24 protein-coding genes are annotated in these 21,909 nt (G+C 44.5%); 20 read left to right on the forward strand and 4 right to left on the reverse strand.

Going from position 1 to position 21,909, the window contains the following annotated elements:
* Nucleotides 1–153 precede the first annotated feature (153 nt).
* The 4 genes from sbcD (at nucleotide 154) to ACED41_RS03795 (ending at nucleotide 6,583) form a co-directional block, all read left to right on the forward strand.
* Complete coding sequence (gene sbcD, locus ACED41_RS03780) at nucleotides 154–1,407, forward strand: exonuclease subunit SbcD (protein ID WP_017059194.1); 1,254 nt, start codon at nucleotides 154–156, stop codon at nucleotides 1,405–1,407.
* A 4-nt stretch (nucleotides 1,408–1,411) separates the two neighbouring features.
* Nucleotides 1,412–5,128, forward strand: coding sequence for an AAA family ATPase (locus ACED41_RS03785; RefSeq protein WP_371724509.1), 3,717 nt, complete (start codon nucleotides 1,412–1,414; stop codon nucleotides 5,126–5,128).
* Nucleotides 5,129–5,403: 275 nt separating this feature from the next.
* Entirely contained in the window at nucleotides 5,404–5,538 is a 135-nt protein-coding gene (locus tag ACED41_RS03790) for a DUF2256 domain-containing protein (protein ID WP_081324519.1), read from the forward strand.
* A gap of 160 nt (nucleotides 5,539–5,698) precedes the next feature.
* Nucleotides 5,699–6,583 (forward strand): PA4780 family RIO1-like protein kinase, encoded by an 885-nt coding sequence (locus ACED41_RS03795; protein ID WP_029235559.1) that lies wholly within the window; start codon nucleotides 5,699–5,701, stop codon nucleotides 6,581–6,583.
* Nucleotides 6,584–6,730: 147 nt separating this feature from the next.
* Here the strand turns inward: ACED41_RS03795 and ACED41_RS03800 are convergent, their stop codons facing one another.
* From ACED41_RS03800 to ACED41_RS03810, 3 genes are all read right to left on the reverse strand, one after another.
* Nucleotides 6,731–7,471, reverse strand: a complete 741-nt coding sequence (locus tag ACED41_RS03800) for an SDR family oxidoreductase (RefSeq protein ID WP_065583629.1) — start codon at nucleotides 7,469–7,471, stop codon at nucleotides 6,731–6,733.
* Nucleotides 7,471–9,042 (reverse strand): cryptochrome/photolyase family protein, encoded by a 1,572-nt coding sequence (locus ACED41_RS03805; RefSeq protein ID WP_371724510.1) that lies wholly within the window; start codon nucleotides 9,040–9,042, stop codon nucleotides 7,471–7,473. The genes ACED41_RS03800 and ACED41_RS03805 overlap by 1 nt, the downstream gene beginning before the upstream one ends.
* Before the next feature lie 293 nt (nucleotides 9,043–9,335).
* Complete coding sequence (locus ACED41_RS03810) at nucleotides 9,336–9,758, reverse strand: universal stress protein (protein ID WP_371724511.1); 423 nt, start codon at nucleotides 9,756–9,758, stop codon at nucleotides 9,336–9,338.
* A 235-nt stretch (nucleotides 9,759–9,993) separates the two neighbouring features.
* Between ACED41_RS03810 and ACED41_RS03815 the strand changes: the two genes are divergently transcribed.
* The 10 genes from ACED41_RS03815 (at nucleotide 9,994) to ACED41_RS03860 (ending at nucleotide 17,795) form a co-directional block, all read left to right on the forward strand.
* Nucleotides 9,994–11,124, forward strand: coding sequence for a PcfJ domain-containing protein (locus ACED41_RS03815; protein WP_017059201.1), 1,131 nt, complete (start codon nucleotides 9,994–9,996; stop codon nucleotides 11,122–11,124).
* A gap of 39 nt (nucleotides 11,125–11,163) precedes the next feature.
* Complete coding sequence (locus tag ACED41_RS03820; protein ID WP_267868948.1) at nucleotides 11,164–11,298, forward strand: hypothetical protein; 135 nt, start codon at nucleotides 11,164–11,166, stop codon at nucleotides 11,296–11,298.
* A 66-nt stretch (nucleotides 11,299–11,364) separates the two neighbouring features.
* The gene (locus tag ACED41_RS03825) at nucleotides 11,365–11,799 is read left to right on the forward strand and encodes a GNAT family N-acetyltransferase (protein ID WP_017059203.1); all 435 of its coding nucleotides are present in this window, start codon (nucleotides 11,365–11,367) and stop codon (nucleotides 11,797–11,799) included.
* A gap of 242 nt (nucleotides 11,800–12,041) precedes the next feature.
* Nucleotides 12,042–12,296 carry a DUF3297 family protein gene (locus tag ACED41_RS03830; protein ID WP_017059204.1) on the forward strand — a complete coding sequence of 85 codons (255 nt, stop codon included), beginning with the start codon at nucleotides 12,042–12,044 and terminating at the stop codon, nucleotides 12,294–12,296.
* 503 nt (nucleotides 12,297–12,799) lie between these two features.
* Nucleotides 12,800–14,173, forward strand: coding sequence for a glycerol-3-phosphate transporter (glpT, locus tag ACED41_RS03835; protein ID WP_371724512.1), 1,374 nt, complete (start codon nucleotides 12,800–12,802; stop codon nucleotides 14,171–14,173).
* 77 nt (nucleotides 14,174–14,250) lie between these two features.
* On the forward strand, nucleotides 14,251–15,306 hold the full coding sequence (glpQ, locus tag ACED41_RS03840; protein WP_102428724.1) for a glycerophosphodiester phosphodiesterase: 1,056 nt from the start codon (nucleotides 14,251–14,253) through the stop codon (nucleotides 15,304–15,306).
* Nucleotides 15,307–15,568: 262 nt separating this feature from the next.
* Nucleotides 15,569–16,033 (forward strand): ASCH domain-containing protein, encoded by a 465-nt coding sequence (locus tag ACED41_RS03845; protein WP_017059207.1) that lies wholly within the window; start codon nucleotides 15,569–15,571, stop codon nucleotides 16,031–16,033.
* A 130-nt stretch (nucleotides 16,034–16,163) separates the two neighbouring features.
* Entirely contained in the window at nucleotides 16,164–16,667 is a 504-nt protein-coding gene (locus tag ACED41_RS03850) for an HAD family hydrolase (protein ID WP_371724513.1), read from the forward strand.
* Nucleotides 16,668–16,779: 112 nt separating this feature from the next.
* Nucleotides 16,780–17,160, forward strand: coding sequence for an STAS/SEC14 domain-containing protein (locus tag ACED41_RS03855; RefSeq protein ID WP_371724514.1), 381 nt, complete (start codon nucleotides 16,780–16,782; stop codon nucleotides 17,158–17,160).
* A gap of 233 nt (nucleotides 17,161–17,393) precedes the next feature.
* Complete coding sequence (locus tag ACED41_RS03860) at nucleotides 17,394–17,795, forward strand: NUDIX domain-containing protein (protein WP_017070706.1); 402 nt, start codon at nucleotides 17,394–17,396, stop codon at nucleotides 17,793–17,795.
* A gap of 53 nt (nucleotides 17,796–17,848) precedes the next feature.
* Here ACED41_RS03860 and ACED41_RS03865 read toward each other — a convergent pair whose 3' ends face one another.
* Nucleotides 17,849–18,250, reverse strand: a complete 402-nt coding sequence (locus ACED41_RS03865) for a YkgJ family cysteine cluster protein (RefSeq protein ID WP_102428720.1) — start codon at nucleotides 18,248–18,250, stop codon at nucleotides 17,849–17,851.
* 208 nt (nucleotides 18,251–18,458) lie between these two features.
* Here ACED41_RS03865 and ACED41_RS03870 point away from each other — a divergent pair, with 208 nt between their 5' ends.
* The 6 genes from ACED41_RS03870 to ACED41_RS03895 all read left to right on the forward strand — a co-directional run bounded on the left by ACED41_RS03870 (nucleotide 18,459) and on the right by ACED41_RS03895 (nucleotide 21,806).
* Nucleotides 18,459–18,620 (forward strand): hypothetical protein, encoded by a 162-nt coding sequence (locus ACED41_RS03870; protein WP_017059212.1) that lies wholly within the window; start codon nucleotides 18,459–18,461, stop codon nucleotides 18,618–18,620.
* The gene (locus ACED41_RS03875; RefSeq protein ID WP_102333290.1) at nucleotides 18,620–19,318 is read left to right on the forward strand and encodes a pseudouridine synthase; all 699 of its coding nucleotides are present in this window, start codon (nucleotides 18,620–18,622) and stop codon (nucleotides 19,316–19,318) included. The genes ACED41_RS03870 and ACED41_RS03875 overlap by 1 nt, the downstream gene beginning before the upstream one ends.
* 65 nt (nucleotides 19,319–19,383) lie before the next feature.
* On the forward strand, nucleotides 19,384–19,758 hold the full coding sequence (locus tag ACED41_RS03880) for a VOC family protein (RefSeq protein WP_371724515.1): 375 nt from the start codon (nucleotides 19,384–19,386) through the stop codon (nucleotides 19,756–19,758).
* 96 nt (nucleotides 19,759–19,854) lie between these two features.
* On the forward strand, nucleotides 19,855–20,463 hold the full coding sequence (locus ACED41_RS03885; protein ID WP_061024768.1) for a sugar O-acetyltransferase: 609 nt from the start codon (nucleotides 19,855–19,857) through the stop codon (nucleotides 20,461–20,463).
* A 160-nt stretch (nucleotides 20,464–20,623) separates the two neighbouring features.
* Nucleotides 20,624–20,962 (forward strand): hypothetical protein, encoded by a 339-nt coding sequence (locus ACED41_RS03890; protein ID WP_371724516.1) that lies wholly within the window; start codon nucleotides 20,624–20,626, stop codon nucleotides 20,960–20,962.
* A gap of 430 nt (nucleotides 20,963–21,392) precedes the next feature.
* Nucleotides 21,393–21,806 carry a GFA family protein gene (locus ACED41_RS03895; RefSeq protein ID WP_371724517.1) on the forward strand — a complete coding sequence of 138 codons (414 nt, stop codon included), beginning with the start codon at nucleotides 21,393–21,395 and terminating at the stop codon, nucleotides 21,804–21,806.
* Nucleotides 21,807–21,909: the final 103 nt, after the last annotated feature.

The following is a 21,909-nucleotide window of genomic DNA, read 5'->3' on the forward strand; positions in this document are numbered from 1 at the left end:
AGCGGTTTTTTTATGTCAAAAATAACGATTGGTCACGCTATGGGCGGAGTTGGTCCAAAGCCTGAAATTAGTTGGTTTTCACAAGCTTATAAAAGGGAATTATCTCGACTATTTTGGTAGATTAAAGGTATTACAGACTTCCAGTGAGCAGCAATGAAGATTCTTCACACGTCCGATTGGCACCTTGGCCAAAACTTCTACAATAAAAGCCGCAAGAATGAACATGAACGGTTTTTACAATGGTTACTTGAGCAAGTTACAGAGCACGACATCGACGCGATCATTGTTGCTGGCGACATTTTCGATACCAGTACACCGCCGAGTTACGCTCGTGAGATGTATAACAAGTTTGTGGTCGATTCGAACAAGATCGGTTGCCAATTGGTGTTATTAGGTGGAAATCACGATTCAGTCTCTGTGCTTAAAGAGACACAACAGCTGCTCAAATACATGGGCGCAGACGTGATTCCTAATACCAATGAAGATCATGCGACTCAAGTTGTCGAACTAAAAGGCAAGAACGGCGATGTAGAAGCGCTGGTTTGTGCCATTCCTTTTATTCGCCCTCGCGATGTGTTGATGAGCCAGGCGGGTGTCACTGGCGTTGAGCGTCAGAAGCAACTCGGCGATGCAATCAAACAGCATTATCAAAGTGTTTATGATGCGGCGGTTGCTAAGCGCGCGACGTTTGCAAACAGCGAGCACATGCCGATCATCGCTACCGGCCACTTAACTGCGATGGGTGTTCAACAATCGGATTCGGTACGTGATATCTATGTCGGCAACCTTGATGGTTTTGCCGCTGATGGCTTCCCAGACGCAGACTATATTGCACTTGGTCATATCCACCGCCCACAAGTGGTGGCAAAGCGTGAATACATTCGTTATTCAGGCTCTCCAATCCCACTAAGTTTTGATGAACTTAAGTCTCAGAAACAAGTGTGTGTTGTTGAGTTTGTTGAAGGTGAGCGCACCATTTCTCAACTGCCTGTTCCCACATTCCAACCTCTAGCTGAAATCAAAGGCGACTTGAGCGAGATCGAATCTCAGCTTAACCAATACATAGGTTTAGATAGCGACCAAAGCGTATGGTTATCGATAGAAGTGCAAGCGCAAGATTACTTGTCGGATCTACAAGAACGTATGCGCGCACTGACCGAAGGATTGAATGTGGAAGTACTTCAACTGCGCCGAGCAAGAGAGCGTCGTAATCAAGCATTAGAGCAAGAGTCGGCAGAGACCTTATCTGAACTGAGCCCGATGGACGTGTTTACGAAGCGTATTGCCTTAGAAGAGTTTGAAACCGATTCTGAAAAAGCGCGTTTAGAGCGCATGACGGTGAAGTTCAAACAAGTGATGGTCGAAGTGTCTGAAAGCGCTCAAGCGCCCAATAAAGTAGAAGAGTAATCGTATGAAGATTTTAAGCCTAGAATTTGAAAACCTGAACTCTTTGAAAGGGCGCTGGAAGCTCGATTTTACCCAATCGCCGTTTGCAGAAAACGGTCTGTTCGCAATTACTGGTCCAACTGGGGCGGGTAAAACCACCATTCTTGATGCGATTTGCTTGGCACTTTTCCATCGCACACCGCGTTTGAAAAGCATTGCTAAAGGTAATAATGAATTAATGACTCGTGGTACGGGCGAGTGTTTTGCTGAACTGGAATTTGAAGTTCAAGGTAAAACGTACCGATCTAATTTCCACCAAAAGCGAGCGCGTGGAAAACACGATGGCGCATTGCAAACGCCGACCTGTGAATTTGCAGATGCCGACACAGATAAAGTGTTAGAGACCATGCTCACTAAGAAGATCAAGTTGGTGGAGCAGGTCACGGGCCTCGATTTCTCGCGCTTCACTAAATCCATCATGTTGTCTCAGGGTGAGTTTGCAGCGTTCTTAAACGCCAATGCTAACGACCGTGCCGAGCTACTTGAAGAGCTGACGGGCACAGAAGTCTATAGCCTGATTTCAGAGCGTATCTACGATCATTTTAAGTCGAGTGAAGAGTCGCTTAATCAACTTAAAGCGAAAGCTGAAGGTGTGAGCTTACTGTCTGAAGAGCAAATCAAAGAGCTGACCGCAGAGCGTGAAACGCTAGAAGTAGAGCAGAAGCGTTTAGCCGAGCAATTAAAAGAGTGGCAAGTGCATCTTAGCTGGTGGAAAGACGTGACCAAAGCTGAGCAAACTATTGCGGCCAGTGAGCTCGATCTGAAAACCGCTCAAGATGAACTAGACCGTAACCAACCGTCACTAGAGCGCTTGGCAAACAGTGAGCCGGCTGAAAAGCTGCGTCCAGTACACAAAGATTTAAAGCGTTGCGAACAAGAGGTGAACACTACTCAAGCTCACCTAGATAACAGCACCAAGTTACTTGCCGTTCGTGATGCAGAAATGCAAGACGCGCAAACTAAACTGACTCAAAGCAGTGCGATTGTCGAACAGGTAAAAGCCGAACAGCAGGATCAAGAGAAGATCATCGAGCAGGTTCGCCCGTTAGATAACCAAATTGCCGTACTCAAAGATAAGCAAACTGCGGCCGTTAGTGCAACGAATAAGCTTAACGAGCAACATGCGCAGCAGCGTAATCAACAGATTGTTTTAGTCCAAAAAACAGATGCACTGAAGCAACAAGATAAACTCAGCACTGAGTACCTAAATACGCATCAAGCTGACCAACATCTGGAAAAATACCTAGGTCAGTGGCAAGCAAAGGTCGAGCAAGTTCGTACTCTAGAGCGCCAGCATTCAGAGCAGTTGAATTCAGCGAAGCAAGCTTTGTCTGCAGTTGATGCACAGCAAACGATCATCAAATCTGCGCAAGACGCGAAAACAACGCAAGATAAGGCCTTAGCTAAATTGGTTGTGCTAGAGAGCAGTGCAAAGCAACAGTGGGAAGCATTGCAAGGCAACACCAGTGAGCAAGTGCTGAATGCGCAAAAAGATCTGTTGGAGTTTTGGAACCGCAATACGCACTCATTACTCGAGATCAATCGTGGTTTCCTAAATGCCCAGCAACAGCTGCACGTGAAAACACAGGCACATCAAACTAATACGGAGCTGCGTCGCAAGCTTTCGAAAGAGCGTGAAGTGCTGGCGGATCGATATCAAGAAAAAAAGACTTCGCTTCAACGATTGACGCGTCTGATTGCACAAGAAGGCGAGTTAGCGAAGTATCGTGCGGCATTGAAGCCGGGAATGGATTGCCCATTGTGTGGCTCAACAGACCATGCGATCGAACAATCACAAAGTTCGAAGGATTTGAATGCCCAGAGTGAGCTTGAGGAACAAGAATTAGCAGCGATTCAGAAAGAAGGCCAAGAGCATCGTCAGCAGTTAGATTCTCTTGACCCTATGATTGCAGCGCTGAACGATGACATTCAACGTGCGCAAGCGGATATTCAACAAGCTCAACTGAATTGGCAAGGCGTTGTCGGTAAGCTTCAACAGAGTTTATCAGATTTCGTTGGCACTGCTCCTGAATTGGCGCTGCTAACGATTAACGATTTAGGCAATGAAGCCACAGTCGCGACCTTTGCTCAGCAGTGTGAACTTCAACTAAGTCAGAGCTCGCAGCAACTCAAAGCATTGGCTGATGCTAAAGCGCATTGTGCCGAAGCTGAGAAACAACGCTTGTCGGTAAGTGTTATGGCTGACAAGGCGCAATCTAATCTCGAGTTGGCCGAGCAACGCTTAGCGGATCTGAATAAGCAAAACCAAGTCGCAAACGAACAAGTGGCTCAGATTGCTCAAGCGAAAGAACAACAATGGAACGCTCTGAAAGAGAGCATTGTTCAAACTTCTATCGAAGCGCCTGAACTTGAACATATCGATGATTGGTTTACTGCGAAATCGCAAGCATCAAGCACATGGCAGCAAACCAAACAGCAACAGACCGATATTGAGAAGCAACTGATTACTCAAAATGCCGAATTGAAAACCTTAGATGACAAGCTAAGCAGTGTTGAGAAAGAGCTCGCGACACTGACGCAACAGAGTGAGTCTTTAGTCTCAGAACTCACTCGTGTAACGGCTGAAAGAACAGAGTTGTTTGGTGACAAAGACATTCAAGCCACCAGCAATGCGATGAAGCAAAGAGTCACTGAAGCAGTAAATGCATTTGATGCCGCGCAGTTAGTGCTTAACCGCAGCGAACTTGAACATCGAACCGAGCAAACCAAACACACTGGTTTCTCGGACGAGTTAGTCAGTAAGCAATCGAGCTACACACAAGCGTCGAATGCTTGGTTAGAAGCGCTGAAAACTAGCCCGTTCGAAGATGAGGCTAATTTTGAAGCAGCGTTGTTAGATGAAGAGGTTAGAACTCAACTTCAAAGCCTGAAGAAGTCTTTAGACGAAGCGATTGTCAGTGCGCAAGCTAGGTTGAACGCCGCCAAAGCGACACAAGTGGATCTACTAAATCACGAAAATGCGAAAGCATGGCAAGAGCAAGACCAACAGCAAGTTGAAGAAGCGACGACTGAGTGTCAAAACGCACAGCAAAGCCATGCGACCAAGATCGGTGCAATTTCTGCCAATCTTGAAACGGATAGCCAGAACCGCAGTAATCAGCAAGATCTGTTTAAGCAAATTGATGAGCAACAAGTCGAGTTTGATGATATCTCTCGTTTGAACTCACTTATTGGCTCTAAGAACGGCGACAAGTTCCGTAAGTTTGCCCAAGGTTTAACATTGGAAAACTTGGTGTACCTTGCGAACAAGCAGCTACAACGTTTGCATGGTCGTTACGAGCTTAAACGTAAAGCCGACGATGGTTTAGAACTGCAAGTGCTCGACACATGGCAGGGCGATGTGATGCGTGATACAAAGACTTTATCAGGTGGCGAAAGCTTCTTGGTGAGCTTGGCGTTGGCATTAGCGCTATCTGATCTTGTGAGCTACAAAACCAGTATTGATTCTCTGTTCTTAGATGAAGGTTTCGGCACGTTGGATAGTGACACATTGGACATTGCCCTTAACGCGTTAGATAACTTGAATGCATCAGGCAAGATGATCGGTGTCATTAGCCACGTTGAAGCACTGAAAGAGCGAGTGCCCGTTCAGCTTAAAGTGACAAAACACTCTGGCTTAGGTGTGAGTGAGATGGAGAAGCAGTACAAGGTTGTCGCTTAGGTTGTTACTTTGGTTCTTGCTAAATTTATCTGCGCAGAAATAGAAACAGAGCTAGATGAAGCAGATCCCCGACTCAGTCGTTCCTCCTTCTCGAGGATGACGGAGTCGGGAGTAGTCACAAATCACTACGCAGTCACTCCTTAAAGTCAGGAACGAACGTCATAGAGAACTAGGCTTTGTTCGTATTGCCTTCGTCATTCTCTAAAGCGAGGTACGAGCGTAATAGGGAATCTCTAGTAAACGCAGGAAGTGGATGCTTCAAGAAGGGAACGGCCATGCACAAGAAACCCCATTTACCGACTAAGATATGTCCTGTTTGCCAAAAGCCTTTCGCATGGCGTAAAAAATGGCAGCGCTGTTGGGATGACGTGATCTACTGTTCTGAACGTTGTCGTCGTAATAAGTCTTAGTCCCATAATCTGAATAGATCAGGTCAATACTCATGATCTAAACCCGTTAACTCCAATATTTCCTTCCTTTGTCGTAATTTTGATGATCCTTTAATCGTTTCGTCATTCATTTCTCAAGTTAATATTTCTATCTGTAAGATAAGTGATGTATAAAGGCGGCATGAAGATACCTAAAAGAATACAGCCTTTAGTTGACGACGGTTTAGTCGACGAGGTGACAAGCCAACTCATGAGTGGCAAAGAAGCATCGGTGTACATTGTGCGCTGCGGCGATACGATCCGTTGTGCCAAGGTATATAAGGAAATAAGCCAACGCAGCTTCAAAAAAGCGACCGCGTATCGTGAAGGCCGAAAAGTCCGAAATAGCCGCCGCGCTCGAGCGATGGAAAAAGGCTCTGGCTTTGGTCGTGAACAACAAGAAAAGGTTTGGCAAAGTGCTGAAGTGGATGCCTTATATAAACTGGCAGAAGCGGGTGTTCGTGTGCCTGTCCCTTATGGTTGCTTTGATGGCGTACTGCTTATGGAGCTGGTCACTGACGATGAGGGTTACGTTGCACCACGTTTGAACGATGTGGTGATGTCAGCAGAGCAAGCGATCGAAGACCACGCCGTGATGATGACTTACGTAGTTAAAATGCTGTGTGTTGGTTTGATCCATGGTGACTTGTCTGAGTTCAACGTATTGGTGGATGAGTACGGTCCAGTAATTATCGACCTACCACAAGCGGTTGACGCTTCGGCTAACAACAACGCTGAGTGGATGCTGGCTCGTGACATCAATAACATCCGTGACTATTACGCTCAGTTTGCTCCTGAACTGGCAAAAACCGAGTATGCCAAGGAAATGTGGGCGCTGTACGAGAAAGGCGACTTGAAGCCAGACAGCAAACTGACGGGTGAGTTTACGGAAACCGACGACTTGGCTGATATCGAAGCCATCATGCAAGAGATAGACGCTGCGCGAATTGAAGAACAACATCGACGCGAGCGAGCTAAAGAAGAGAAAGAAGGTGTTGACGATACTAAGTTCAATTGGGCTGAATAATCGTGATGATCAGTTTTGATCTTTAGCTAGATATCAACCAAACGCCTTTTAAAACAGAGGCGTTCTTTCTAAATAAAAACCCAATGGAGCTTCAACTCTGTTGGGTTTTCTTTTTTAGCACTAATGAAAGACGGACACTCGTATCAACTACCAATTTAACTGTTCACCATCGTAAGCGTAGAAGTGCCCACTGTTATCCGGTGTGGCAGTGCGAATAATATCGACCAACTGATGGGCGACATAGCTTGACTCAAACAACTTACCTTCAGGGACATTGGTCTGAAAAGGCTTCGACAGAGCTGTGTCTGTCGTGCCCGGGTGCAGAGCCAACACGGTGCCTTTCTTAATGGTGCGTTGCCATTCGATCGACATGGTTTTGATGAACATATTTAGGGCTGCTTTCGATGAGCGGTAGCTATACCAACCGCCTAATCTGTTGTCTGAAATACTGCCAACCTTTGCGGATACCACAGCAAACTTTGGATTGTCGCTCGCTTTAAGTATCGGCGTGAAGTGTTTTGCTAATAACAAGCTGGGCAGGGTATTCACAGAGATGTTTTTGAGGAAAAACTCAGGGTCGATGGACGACAAGTTCTTTTCCGGTCCAAGATCTGGAGTGTGGAGCATACCCACGCAGTTGATCAGCCAATCAAGTTGTTCAAACTCAGAACTCAAGCGCTTAATATCAGCTTCGTCGGTGGCGTCGACTTTGTGCCAGCTCAAGCGATTGTTTTCTAGTTCCGGCTGTTGAGAGTGGTAAGTCGCGTCTACATGCACATCAAGAAAATCAAACCGAGAGAGCTCAGATAATAGGTGTTTAACCACAGCGAAACCAATACCGCCGCTCCCACCGACCACCAATATGTGTAATCTGAGTTGCTCCACCATTATAAGTTCTCCAAGTTTGTGATTCGTTGTTCAGCAGTATCGAGAATCGCTTGTTGTGATTGCTCATCCATGTTGTCCCAAGAGCGATATAACATGCCCATACGTGGGTTGCGGTTTAACGCATCGCGGTGCTGGTCCATAAAGCGCCAATACAAGCTATTGAAAGGGCAAGATTGCTCGCCGCTGCGTTCTTTTATCTTGTAGTGACAGCCTTTGCAGTAGTCACTCATGCGGTTGATATAGGAACCGCTGGCAGAGTATGGTTTGGTTCCGACGATCCCGCCATCCGCAAACAGTGCCATACCTCGCGTATTTGGCATTTCAACCCACTCAATCGCGTCGACGTAAATACCGAGGTACCAACTGTCTACTTGGTCAGGGTCTATGCCTGTGATTAAACAGAAGTTGCCAGTGATCATTAACCTTTGGATATGGTGCGCGTAAGCAAACTCAAGAGACTGGTCAATCGCATGCTTCATGCAGTTCATCTTGGTTTGTCCGTCCCAAAAGTAATGGGGCAGGTTATTATGTGCTGAGTAATGGTTTTTGTTGGCGTAAGCAGGCATGTTTGCCCAATAGACGGCGCGTATGTACTCTCGCCACCCCAGTATTTGGCGTACAAATCCTTCGACCTGTGCAATATCGATGCTTGGCTTATCTGGTGAGCTGTCTCGAAGACAGGATGCTTGGTAGGCCGACAGTGCTGCATCAATCACTTCGTTAGGGCTCAGCAGTTTACTGTTCAGCGAGAACGATATACGGCTATGATACAAGCTCCATTTAGAGTCGTGCTCTGTCGTCATCGCATCTTGAAACTGCCCAAATAACGGCAAGCAGACTTGGCAGAAATGAGCGAGTAGAGACAAGCTTTGTGCGCGGTTCACCGGCCATAGTAACTGGTTACCGACTTGACCAATGGTTTGTACTTGGTGACGTTCGATACGTTGCAAAATGTCGGTTATATCATTGGTAAACATCAGCGGCTGAGGTAGGTTTTCGATGTCTTGTTTCTTGAGCTTATTTCGATTGTTCGCGTCGTAATTCCATTTTCCGCCAACGGGCTTTCCGTCTTCTAGCAAAATGTCGAAACGTTTTCTCATTCGGCGATAGAAGTGTTCCATCATGATGTGTTTGTCTTTTGGAAACTGTTGTTCTATCTCCTCGAATGGAAAGAGGAAGTGTTCTGTATCACAACAACCTTTGGTCGCATTGGTCAGCTTGAGCTTGTTCATCTGCTCTAAGAGGCGATATTCATCTGGCCTTTGATATTCGAATTTCTCTGCGCCGAATTCGTGTACATAGTGCTTTAAAAGTGTGTCTAGGTTTTCAAATTGCGTTGTGTCGTCAAGAGTAAGGTGGAGTACTTGATGACCTTGTTCTTTGAGTTCGTTAGCGAAGTAACCCATCGCACAGAAAAACGCGGCCACTTTTTGAACGTGAGAGGCAACATAATCTGTTTCTTGTTTTAGCTCAGCAATGATGTAAATAACGTCATCGTTAACCTGTCTAAACCATGAATGCTCAATGTTGAGTTGGTCACCTAATACAAGTCGTACCGTTTTAAATTTCATAATGCGTCCTGGTTTGTGAGGCTTGTTGTGACTGCGTTACCGCCTGTCCATTGATTGATGAAGGCATGGTCTGGGTCGTACATTTCAGTACGTTGATTCAAATCGAAATGACGTGATTTGTTAATTATTAGACGCTTACGAGTTGATAGGCTGACAAGATCACAAATGACTACTCTAAGTGGGAAATAGGAGATTTCTATCAGGATGAGTGTGTTGAAGAGGATATCAAGCCAACCAATAATACCGATAGAGGTTGGCAATGCCGGTTATTTTTGAGTGTCGAACTGGAGCTTCTATTCCATTGGAACAACGAGAATATCGATAGGGGAAGTATCGATGATCTGTTTAGAATGGGAGATGAGCTTATGCCAAAAATCATGGTGATGGCCGCATAGCAATAGGTCAACGCCGTTGGCTTCGATGGCATTTTTGAGCTTATCGTTCAAATCACCCGTTCCCACGAAAATGTGCTTGATTGGGTGCTTGGCGTAGGCTTCAAACTCTTTCAAATGCTTAACGGCATCTTCATTGATGGGTAAATCACCGTCATTTCCCTGAATATCAACGAGCTCTGGATAAATTTCTCCATGCGTACCATCGATATAAACAAATGAAATGCCAGCCTCCAGTTTATCAGCGAAGAAGGTCGCTCTATCAATGATAATCTTGGTGTCGTCAGACAGTTCAAGTGCGACCAGAATATGTCGGTAATCCATAATTAAAGCCTCTTGTTGTGAGTTATGTAACAAGCATAGTTTCTGTTGACGCAAATGATATCGAAGAGATCTCATATTCCGTAAAATCATCATTCAATGTTCTTCTAAGCACTATCGTATTTATATCGCTTTGATTGGTAAGAAATTTACAAAAGGTTGATATAGTGGTTGAAGCGCTAGCTTATGCTGTTAGATAGGCTTGATAGTTCAATGCGCCAATAACGAAGAGGCATCAATGACAGCACTACTAACCATTCCCACTCGAACATTAGGTTTCGACTACGATATTGAGATCCGAGACTGGTCTCAAAAGCTCGTCGGCTTTCATGTGTTTGAAGATGGTAGACGACCGCTTGATGGAGGCATTGGGCTGAGCCTCAACCTTGTTGAACAGTTTGACGTGAATGGTCGTTGGCTAAATTCATTACCTGCGCGTTATCGTGAAATCACCGACGACTTTCCAGAATACCAATACCAGATGTTGTGGCTTGCTGCGAATACTTATGAAGCCGCGCAATTGCTTGAATTAAGGCCTGTTATTTTGGCTTTGATCTGCATGAAATACAGTGTCGACAACAAGAAAGCACTGGCACTAAGTCGCTTAGGGCAGAAGAAGATCCTTACCAAGTTGGGCTTAGACGGCAGCAAGGCGACACTCAAATTCATCGACAAGCTAGAGCTTCATTACAATGTTGGTGATGAACTCGACCACATTGTTCGCATTCTCGAGCCACTGCAAAGACGAGTTCTTAAGTTTAAGCATTACTCAAAAGTTGGATACACAGCCCTGCGTTTGGACCAAGTTCATCCATTTCTAACTGGTAGCAGGCTAGGGATTGCAATGGTGGAAGAGGGCAGACTTAACGCACCGTCGAAGATGGCGATGTTCCAAGATGCGATATTGCTAGGGCAAGATTTGGAGATGGATGATCCACTGCGCGCGATTACCAGTCAGAACTCTTTTGCGATGTTTGAACAACTCCATGACCGCTGGACGGAGCAACGCCAATTACGTCGTTTGGAGGGTAACTGCCCAATGGATAAAGACATCCCTTATCCCGTTCCTTTACTTGGCAATGACAACATTCATCCGCTCACGGATTATTACGACCTTGAACACGAAGGCATCGAGCAGAAGCACTGTATTGGCGTGTATCACAACCGAATCATGAGCGATCGTTATGTGGTGTTCCGTATGCTCAAGCCTCAGCGTTTAACCATAGGTTTACGCCGCGTCCCGAGCAAAGCATTTCCTTTTGAAATAGACCAAATCTGCGGAAAACGAAATGCACCTCCGTCGGAATCCGCTCGCCAAGTGATTCACGACTGGTTGGAAGCGAGTAAGCAGAAGTATCCTAAGCAATAACCATCCCAATCAATAACCATGAAGTAGAAGGAATACAGGATGTTTCAACAAGGCGATCTTTGCCCTCATTGTGGTTTGATTATTGTGATGCCTAAGGATCTGCAAGGTGAATGCCTAGGATGCGGCGAAGAAATTAATCAAGACCCAGCAGACGATTACGACGAAGAAGAGTAGCTTTACCTACACTTAGATTAAACAAGGCTAGGATAGCCGAATTACTCTCTTTAAAAGGACGGAAAAATGCAGAAAGTAATCTTTAGAAATTGCGATGAAAACTCACCTTATTGGCATGAGTTAGAGGGCTTATTTCAAAGTGAATGGTCTGATTTCAAGTTTAAAGATACATATAAAGAAAACGTACAACTCCCTCCAGTAATAACAGTACTTCGCGATAATGTGGTCATTGGTGGCTTGGCGTATTCCTATTTTCAAGAACCTCACCAAGTTCGTGATGTAGTGTGGATCAACGCTGTGTTTGTCGACCCTCAATGGCGCGGTCAAGGCATTGCCAGTGAACTGATTAATCGTGGTGTCAGACAGGTTTCTTCTGCAGTGCAAACTCAACTCTACGCGTACACCAATATCATGGGTCTCTACCAAGGGCTAGGTTGGTCAATCGTAAATATCGAATCAGAACCGAACCATAAAGTGATGAGTATTGAGCTTAATCGATAAGCTCGGAATAAAAGCCTGATATTAGTTTATCTGCCGTTCGAGTAATGAATTTCTCCCTTTCATCCATAATGCATAAACCTGTTAAATTTTCGTTGAAACTCATGCCGATATCGCCTTTAAATCAAACAACTAGCTGTTGATTAAAACGATCAAGACGATTTATTGCAGCAGTTGTTGAGCACAAAGCCTATATTGACTAGAATGACGCACTTTTTTTATTTACGTACATACAGGTAATGAACATGAGCGATACTAATTCAAGACCAGCTTTACCAGATCATCTTGCAGGCAACCCACGCAGCCCACACCACGTTGCTGAGTGTTTCGAATACCCAATCGGCATTCGTCTAAATGGTAAAGAGCGTACTGATGTTGAAGAATACTGCATCAGCGAAGGTTGGGTTAAGATCCCTTCTCCAAAAGCGCTAGATCGTTTTGGTCAGCCAATGCTTATTACTCTAAAAGGCACTGTAGAAGCTTTTTACATCGACGCATAATCATGTCGTGTGGCTAGCTAATACATCGACGCATAATCACGTCGTGTGGCTAGCTAATACTTCGAGTAATTAGCTAATGTTTGCTTAATTAGCCAACATCAAGCCACCAAGCGTTATTACCTAAAAGGGTCTAGAGAAATCTAGACCCTTTTTGTTTGCATTGATTTTAGCGAACTTCTTTAACCAATAGCCCAAACCACCTTCATAACTCCACAGATTCAACCAAAATTGTTGTTGGTTGATTTATGTTCGCTCGCTCTTTTTGGATTTATTCGTACTCGAAAGTTCTGATGTTTAATTAAACAGATACAAACAAAAATATGAAGCGCAGTCTAATTAAATGAAACTAATATGCTGTATTTAAAGTTATTTTTTGTTAATAACTACCTCTATCACAGAAATTAATCCTGAAGCACATACAATTCCCTTGATTTCGAATGAGCGCTAAATTTTTTCGTTCGAGCATTTAAATTCTTCCTTCGCCCAATAATTATGAGGTTCCTATGTTTGGAATATTCAAACCTATGGCGCATATCGATCGCTTGTCATCAGATAAGATCGATAGCACCTACACACGACTACGATGGCAGCTGTTTCTTGGCATCTTCGTTGGCTATGCGGGGTACTACTTAGTCCGTAAAAACTTTAGTTTGGCGATGCCTTATCTCATTGAACAAGGTTTTAGCCGTGGAGAACTAGGGGTTGCATTAGCGGCGGTATCTATCGCTTACGGCTTATCTAAGTTCTTAATGGGCAGTGTTTCTGACCGTTCTAACCCTCGTTACTTCCTCAGCGGTGGCTTGTTAATGTCGGCACTGGTGATGTTCTGCTTTGGCTTTATGCCTTGGGCAACAGGCAGCATCACTGCGATGTTTATCCTGCTGTTCTTGAATGGTTGGTTCCAAGGTATGGGTTGGCCAGCTTGTGGACGAACCATGGTCCACTGGTGGTCACGAAAAGAACGTGGTGAGATAGTGTCAGTATGGAACGTTGCTCACAACGTGGGTGGCGGTTTGATTGGCCCAATGTTCTTGTTGGGGCTGTGGGCTTTTAACGACGATTGGCGAACCGCTTTTTATGTTCCTGCATTTTTTGCCTCTCTCGTTGCTGTCTTTGTTTGGTTTACTGTAAGAGATACACCTCAATCTTGCGGCTTACCACCGATTGAAGAACACAAAGACGATTACCCAGACGACTACGATACGTCTCATGAGAAAGAAATGACGGCGAAAGAGATCTTCTTTAAGTACGTTTTCTCTAACAAGCTGTTGTGGTCAATCGCTATTGCCAATGCGTTTGTTTACCTTATCCGCTATGGCGTACTCGATTGGGCTCCAGTTTACTTAAAAGAAGCAAAAGACTTCTCTGTAGATAAATCATCTTGGGCTTACTTCTTGTATGAGTGGGCAGGTATCCCTGGCACCTTATTGTGTGGTTGGATTTCAGATAAGTTATTCAAAGGCCGACGTGCACCTGCAGGTATCTTGTTCATGGTTCTAGTGACAGTCGCTGTGTTGGTATATTGGCTGAATCCAGCAGGTAACCCAACGGTTGATATGCTGGCACTGGTTGCGATTGGTTTCCTTATCTATGGTCCTGTAATGTTGATCGGTTTGTATGCACTGGAACTTGCGCCTAAGAAAGCAGCGGGTACAGCGGCTGGTCTAACGGGTTTGTTTGGTTACTTAGGTGGCGCGGTTGCTGCGAACGCAATACTCGGCTTTATGGTTGACCATTACGGCTGGGATGGCGGCTTCATTATTTTGGTCGGCGCTTGTGTGGCTTCAATCATCTGTCTGCTTTACGCCTTCTTAGGTGAGCGTGCGCACCATAAACAAAAAGATCTCGAACGAGAGAGAGAAGCGCTAGCTCAGTAGTGTATTTACTGAATCACATCTATAAATAACAACAGAGGCAGGTATATCCTGCTTCTGTTTTATCAAGGGAAACAATAATGAAAACAACGTCACTGTCTCTGACCTTATTAGCACTAAGCTTATCTGCAAATGCATTAGCAGATCCTTTAGTGATTGCGCATCGCGGCGCTTCTGGTTATTTACCTGAACACACTTTACCCGCTAAAGCGCTCGCTTACGCAATGAAACCCGACTACATCGAACAAGATGTCGTGATGACCAAAGACGACCAATTAGTGGTTTTGCATGATCATTATCTAGACCGCGTCACCGATGTCGCGGATCGCTTTCCAACACGCGCTCGCGCAGATGGCCGCTACTACGCGATTGATTTTACGCTCGCTGAGATTAAATCCCTGAAAGTGACCGAAGGCTTTAACCTCGATGACCAAGGTAAAAGAGTGGCAGGGTACCCAACGCGCTTCCCAATGTGGCAGTCTGATTTTCGTGTCGCTACCTTTGCAGAAGAGATCGAGCTGATCCAAGGCCTAAATAAGACCTTAGGTTATGACGTCGGCATCTATCCTGAAATTAAAGCACCTTGGTTCCATCGTCACGAAGGCAAAGACATCTCCAAAGCGGTACTTGCGACCTTGCATCAATATGGTTACCTATCGAAAGACGACAAAGTGTATTTGCAGTGTTTTGACGCCAATGAACTTCAACGCATTAACGATGAGCTCATGCCAGTGATGGAAATGGATCTTAAGCTCGTTCAGTTGATGGCCTATACAGATTGGAATGAAACCATGACCTACCAAGGTGACAAAGCAACGCCGTACAGTTACGACTGGATGTTTGAAGCTGGTGGCATGGAAAAAGTGGCGTCTTATGCGGAAGGAATAGGCCCTTGGAAGCCAATGTTGGTGGACGATGCATCGACCAAAGATAACATCATTATTAAACCGTTAATGAAGTCAGCAAAAGACGCGGGCTTAGATGTTCACCCGTACACGTTCCGTGCTGACCCAGGAAGAATCCCAGCTTATGCTGATAACTTTGATGGCATGTTGGATGTCTTCTACAACCAAGTCAAAGTTGATGGTGTGTTTACCGACTTCCCAGACAAAGCGGTCGACTTCTTGAACCGTTAATACCCCGTCAGTTACGAGCTATTAGTAACGAGATACTAAGAGCCAAAAGCACCGACTAAAGGTGCTTTTGGCTCTTCTTTCACTTTTTGGATCTCCTTGTACTGGCCTCGAAATCCTACCTATATTCTTCTTTCTCAGCCCACATTTTGATATTCACTCGGTTTACAGCTATAACCTGACTTGATAGGTTACTCCCAATGCAGCCAGATGCTTAATCTATAAGTGTTTATCGGCTCAACCTGATATTGAATTTGGAAAGATCATGGAAGAAAGAAGCAAAGCTTATCTTGATAGCTACCTCAACACATTACCAGCAGACGTTGCTTCGCAATACACCTCTTTTAGTGCCGACTATTACTGTGCTGATGAATACAACGCCAACCTCTGCGCCCAGTTAATTCTCAAGGGTGAAAAACAAGCGTCTTGCAGCCTTGAATATTGGTACAGCCATGAAGGCGAGACGAGACCAGTAGTTGGTCACTTGCAAGTTGTCACTGACTGGGATGGCAAGCCAGTTTGCATTGTAGAGATCACTTCAGTCTCACAGTGCAAATATAACGAAGTGACGGCGGAGTTTGCTGCTGCCGAAGGCGAGGGTGACAAAACACTCGAATGGTGGAAAGAAGCTCACTGGAACTTCTTCTCTCGTGAATGTGAAGAGCTCAAGATCTCACCAAGTGAAGACATGTTACTTATGTTGGAGCGTTTCAAAGTGGTTTATCAATAAAGGGTATTTTGTGTTTAGAAGATCGTGCTCCATAAACAGTAACAAGGTTGTCCATAATGAGCCTAACCGTCCGAGAAGTTTTTATAGGCTCGCTTAAACATTAGATAATTCATCGTATGCAGGAGGCAAGATGACAAAGCTAATCGAATTAACAGAAATAGTCTTATTCGACTGGGGCAATACGCTGATGGTCGATTTCCCAGACGCACAAGGGAAGATGTGTGACTGGGAAACCGTACAAGAAGTGAGCGGTGCTCGTGCATTACTGGCTGAACTCTTCAAAAATCATCAAGTCTATGTTGCCACCAATGCTGGTGATTCCAGTAAAGACGACATCATTCGTGCCTTTGAACGCGTTGGCCTATCTCAATATATCTTGGGTTACTTTTGTAAGGCGAGCATTGGCTTTTCTAAGTTCGAGTCGGGGTTCTATCCTGCCATTATTTCTAAGCTCGGTGTTTCACCACAAGACATCACCATGGTAGGCGACACCTTAGAGAAAGACATTTACCCAGCACTTGAAGCGGGTTTGAATACGGTGTGGTTGAACTCGGAAGGAGTTGAGCTTAAGTCACAGCATCCAGGTATCGTCCAAGTTCAAAGCCTAAGCGAACTGTTGGAGAAACGAGATTAACTCTCTGATATTAAGTTCAGATAAAGCGCTTGTCTGTTTTGACGCCAATCTCTCATCTCTTTGTTGTTTAATCCTCTAAGCTAACTCTAGTTTCTACTATGAGGGCTAGGTTATGAGTGTCGAACGTCACGGAATATCGGTTGGAATTGAACGTGTTAGCGGTGAAACCATCGTTGTGTTCAAAGCGAAAGGCAAACTCACACACGATGACTATCAAGCAATGATGCCAATTCTAAATACCACGCTAGAAGAACTCGATTCATCTAAACTCAAGATGCTGGTCGACATCTCCACCTTAACAGGATGGGAGTTACGTGCAGTTTGGGATGATTTTAAACTGGGATTAGAGCTCAATTCTAAGATAGACAAGATTGCTATTTTCGGCGATAAAAGCTGGCAAGAATTCGCTTCAAAAGTAGGGAGCTGGTTTGTGTCCGGTGAGATTAAGTCATTCGAAGACCATGACTCTGCGCTTAAGTGGCTAGTCGATTGATACTATTCGCGGGCAGCTAGAGAGCAGTTCGTAAACATCGCCAATGACAGTTGATGAGCATTGTCTCGAACGCTGTCATTTTTCGTTTTGGTTATGATATTTCCTATTTGATTCAATAGAGTATATTCCTTCCAGCGTGTAACATACCCAGGCTTTGTTTGGTCGTGACTAATAGAATAGCGCGGCCAGATTCAGTAATAACGAGAACTAAAACAGAAATAAGGTCTAACGACATGCATAAGGTAATTGATAAGCTGGCTTGGATATTCATCAAAGACGGCAAGTTGTTGATGGTGAGATCAAAAGGCAAAGAACTGTTCTATCTACCGGGTGGTAAGCGTGAAGCTGGCGAAAGTGATGAGCAAGCACTGGTTCGCGAAATCAAAGAAGAGATCTCAGTCGATTTAGTGCCTGATTCCATCAAATACGTCGAGACGTTTACAGGCCAAGCTGATGGTAAAGCGGAAGGCGTATCAGTGCAATTGACTTGTTATCTTGCTGATTATACAGGCGAACTGTCTCCAGATGCTGAAATTGAAGAGCTTAAGTATGTGGATATCAACGACAGAGCGGTATGTTCATTGGCAGCACTGGTTGCGCTTGATTGGTTAGAAGCGAACCAGTATTTGGCTTAAGGTTTTAGCGGCTACTAGCTAATACTGAAGATTGATCTTCAAAAGATCATCGCTTACGAATAGCTTGAAGGGCGGCTGTCTTTCATCAATAGGTCGAGTTTCCTTTGAGCTTTCTTCGTGTTTTGTAAATCCACCACCTCAATCATTTCACACTCATCTCGTACCATCTCATTAATTAGGCTTGGGTAGTGTCGGCAATCTTCTGGTCGGTCTAAGTAAATGCTACATGTGTACTTGGCTTGAGCCTTGGTGTCTTTCGTCGGAACCAGCTCCAGAAAAGGGCAGCGAGTTAAACGTTCGCCAGATTCAGGGTCGAACCAGATCTCGCTTCCTCGAACATATTCAAAGATGTCTGGGTTGAACAACTCCCACAAATCGATCTCTTCTTGAGTCGCGGCAAGGTCGCCATCTCCGTATTTGATACAGCATTTTCCGCATTGATTACAATCTTTCATTATCGACTTCATAAGTTGGTGAGCTTTTATCATTTTACCACTGATAGGCGTGGCACGTTGATTTTGTTGTTCATGGTTAAGCCGTTACGGGCGGGAACTTGGAATAGCGGTACTTAAAATCAATTTATCTATGAACCGCCACTCCAATCAAAGCTGTAAACAGTGATACAATTTGCGCCTCTCACGTTATTCAAACAAAGGCATCAAGATGAGAACCGTATACACCACCGAAGGCAACATTAACGCAAAGAAACAAAAAGAGGCTTACCCAAAGCTCGCTTTATGTGACAAGTGCGTTGGTGACTATGTGGTTATCGAGCAAGGTGAACGAACTTACAAGCCTTGTGCTAAATGTGGTGCCGACGATTAATGCGCCTTGATAAATACCTATGTAAAAGCACTGACCTAACCAAGCCTGAAGCGATTGAACGCATCCATAATGGCGAGGTGAACGTAAACAGTGAAACAGTCACCGATGAATCGACTCAGGTTCATGAAACCAACGCCATCTTGTTTAATGGCATGCCGCTTAAATTGCGTGAATTTCGATACCTCTTAATGCACAAGCCTGCGGGTACTATCTGTTCTAATGTCGATGAAGTTTATCCTTCACTGTTCAACTACATCGAGATAGACAAAGCATCAGAACTGCACATCGCAGGGCGCTTAGATGCCGACACAACAGGCTTAGTCTTGATTACCGATGATGGGCGATGGTCATTCAACATCACTCTGCCAACCAAGTCATGTAAGAAGGTATATCGCGTGACATTGTCACGAGACATCAAAGACGATGTCGCTGATAAGTTTAAAGCGGGCATTCAATTGCAGGGCGAACAAAAGCCGACGCGTCCGGCAGAGCTCGAGGTGATTACCAGTAAAGAAGTGCTGTTGACCATTACAGAAGGCAAGTTTCATCAAGTAAAACGAATGTTTGCTGCGGTCGGGAATCGAGTTGTTGGCCTACACCGTGAACAGATTGGTGACGTTCGTTTGGATGTTGAAGCAGGCCAGTGGCGTTATCTAACTAAAGCCGAAGTCGACTCATTTCAGCAAGACTCTGAATAAACACCGTAACCACTTAAAGCGTTAAGCGTGTCAGCACAAGAACATCAACACTATAAGGATGTAGGATGGAAAACCTCAAAGTCTCAGAAATTAAGTCTTTCGTGCCCGCGAAAGACTTCGATTTATCTAAGCGTTTTTACCAGTCAATCGGCTTCGAAGTGATGTCTGAATTTCACGATATCGCCTATCTACGACACGGCAGTTGTGCGTTCCTTCTGCAAAATTTTTATGAATCTGCGCACTGTCACAATTACATGATGCACTTGCTGGTTGAAGACGTAAAAAGTTGGTATCAACACATTCAAAACTCTAATGTAGTGTCGGAATTTGAAGTCAACGTTTCCGAGGTTGTTGAACAGCCTTGGGGAATGCTTGAGTTTTGTATCACTGACCCAAGTGGTGTGATGTGGCGTGTGGCTGAAAACATCAGGCCGCGTTAATTCATCCAACTTGCATTAAGGCCAGTGAAAACTTCAAATTATCCATCTGTTTCTTTATTTATGCCGACATAAGGCAATGATCAAATAGGTTCAAACATGGATATAAAGGCTAAAATGCACAGCCAAGACGTTTACTACTGTGACGACGTTGATTTGGTTGCTGAGCAAACTCAATGCTTAGAAGTGCTATACGATTTCAACCATACTCGCCCGAGCGAAGGTGATAAACGACAACAAATCATGAAGCAGTTGTTCGCCGAAGTCGGTGAGGGCTGCTACATTGAACCACCATTACATGCGAACTGGGGGCGTCACACGCACCTAGGCAACAACGTATACGTGAACTTTAATCTGACTCTGGTCGACGACACAGACGTATTCATCGGCGACAACGTGATGATAGCGCCTAACGTGACCATTGCCACTGGCACACATCCCATCAGCCCAGAACTCAGGCTAAAAGCAGCGCAGTTCAATGTTCCCGTTCGTATTGGTAACAACGTATGGCTTGGCGCGCACACAGTCGTACTTCCCGGTGTCACCATTGGTGAAAACTCAGTAATAGGCGCAGGCAGCATCGTCACCAAAGACATCCCGGCCAATGTCGTCGCAGTTGGCAACCCATGCAAAGTGATACGCGAAATCAACGAGAGCGACCGAGAGTATTACCACAAAGATCGCCGCATTCCAGATGAACTAAAGTAGGCGGGTTTTCACACGCCTGAAATTAGCTGTGACATAAGTCATTGCTATGCAATGGCTTAGTTGCATATTGCTTGCCTATCTTAGAAACTAGACAAAATTATTCTGGAGTTAAGTGCAGAATTTTTCTGTTTGATAGCTGTTATATGTACAGGGAGTTTCAATGAGGGGTTTTCTCAAAGGGCTTTTATCTTATCTTGTTGTGATCTCGGTAGCTCTGCTAATTTCTCGCAATTTTTTTGATTACCTATCCACAATAGACTTGGTTGACTACATTGCATATAGCGGGGTTTTACTTGTTGTATTGGCAGGCATTACATTTGATGGTAACAATCTAGCTAATCAAGACTTTTTGTCGTTAATGATTCATCGTGAACTTGTGTCCCGAACCAATGACTTTCAAGACGAAACTAATAAAGTAAGTTTTGCAGTTAATGTCGGATTGATAGGAATATTTTTACTTATTGCTAGTGGCGTAATGGCTTGGCATATTAGTAAGTAAAACATATAACAAGGTGCCTAAATCTGAATCGTAAACGCGTGCCGAACTCGCTTCGCTCAGACATGACACACCCACTCACAGCGTAGCTAAGCGTTATGCCTCGTATTTCTTCCAGAGTTAAAGCAACTACCATATCTAGTCTTAATAGTTTGTTTAGGTTCACGGTGCCTTTCTCAACTATTTGGTAGAGTGACATTTCAATGAGCATGGAGGTTTTGTAATGGGAACTGTAATCGGTTTGGTGATTCTAGCTGCTATAGATTGGTATCTTGTTCGTAAAACAGGGCTTCATATTCATAAATGGATCTCTACAAAATATGCCGCGTATCTGTCGGAGAAGGGAAACAAAAAATAACCTTTCTTATTAAGTCATCGGTATAAAAAGCGTTATCTGCTATTCATTTCACACACTGCAAAGATTGGAGGATTCATGAAAGGTAAAGGAAAGTGCCTATGTGGCTCGGTTGAGTTGGAAGTAGAGTACGCCAGTAATGAATTGGGGGCTTGTCATTGTAGTATGTGTAGAAATTGGTCTGGCGGTCCAATGTTAGTCATTGATTGTGCTGATTCCGTCAAAATATCAGGTGAATCAAATGTAGTGAGATATAAGTCGTCCGATTGGGCTGAGAGGGGGTTCTGCGGTAAATGTGGTACTCACTTGTTTTACTTTTTAGTGCCAAATAATCAGTATCATCTTCCTATCGGATTATTGATGTCTGGGGATGACTACAAATTAACTCATCAGATATTCATCGACGAAAAGCCCGGATACTACGAATTTAAAAATGAAACTCAAAATATGACTGGCGCAGAAGTATTTGCCCACTTTGAAAGTGGAGAGTGATCACTGGGTTTACGGTGCGACGGTTTAGGTTTGGTGGTTCGTCGTTGCTCAGCGTGAACTTATTTCCGTTGGGCAATGTGCGATTCGTAAATGAATCAAAAGG

Source organism: Vibrio sp. 1F255, from assembly GCF_041439145.1.
GTDB classification, from domain to species: Bacteria; Pseudomonadota; Gammaproteobacteria; order Enterobacterales; family Vibrionaceae; genus Vibrio; species Vibrio crassostreae_C.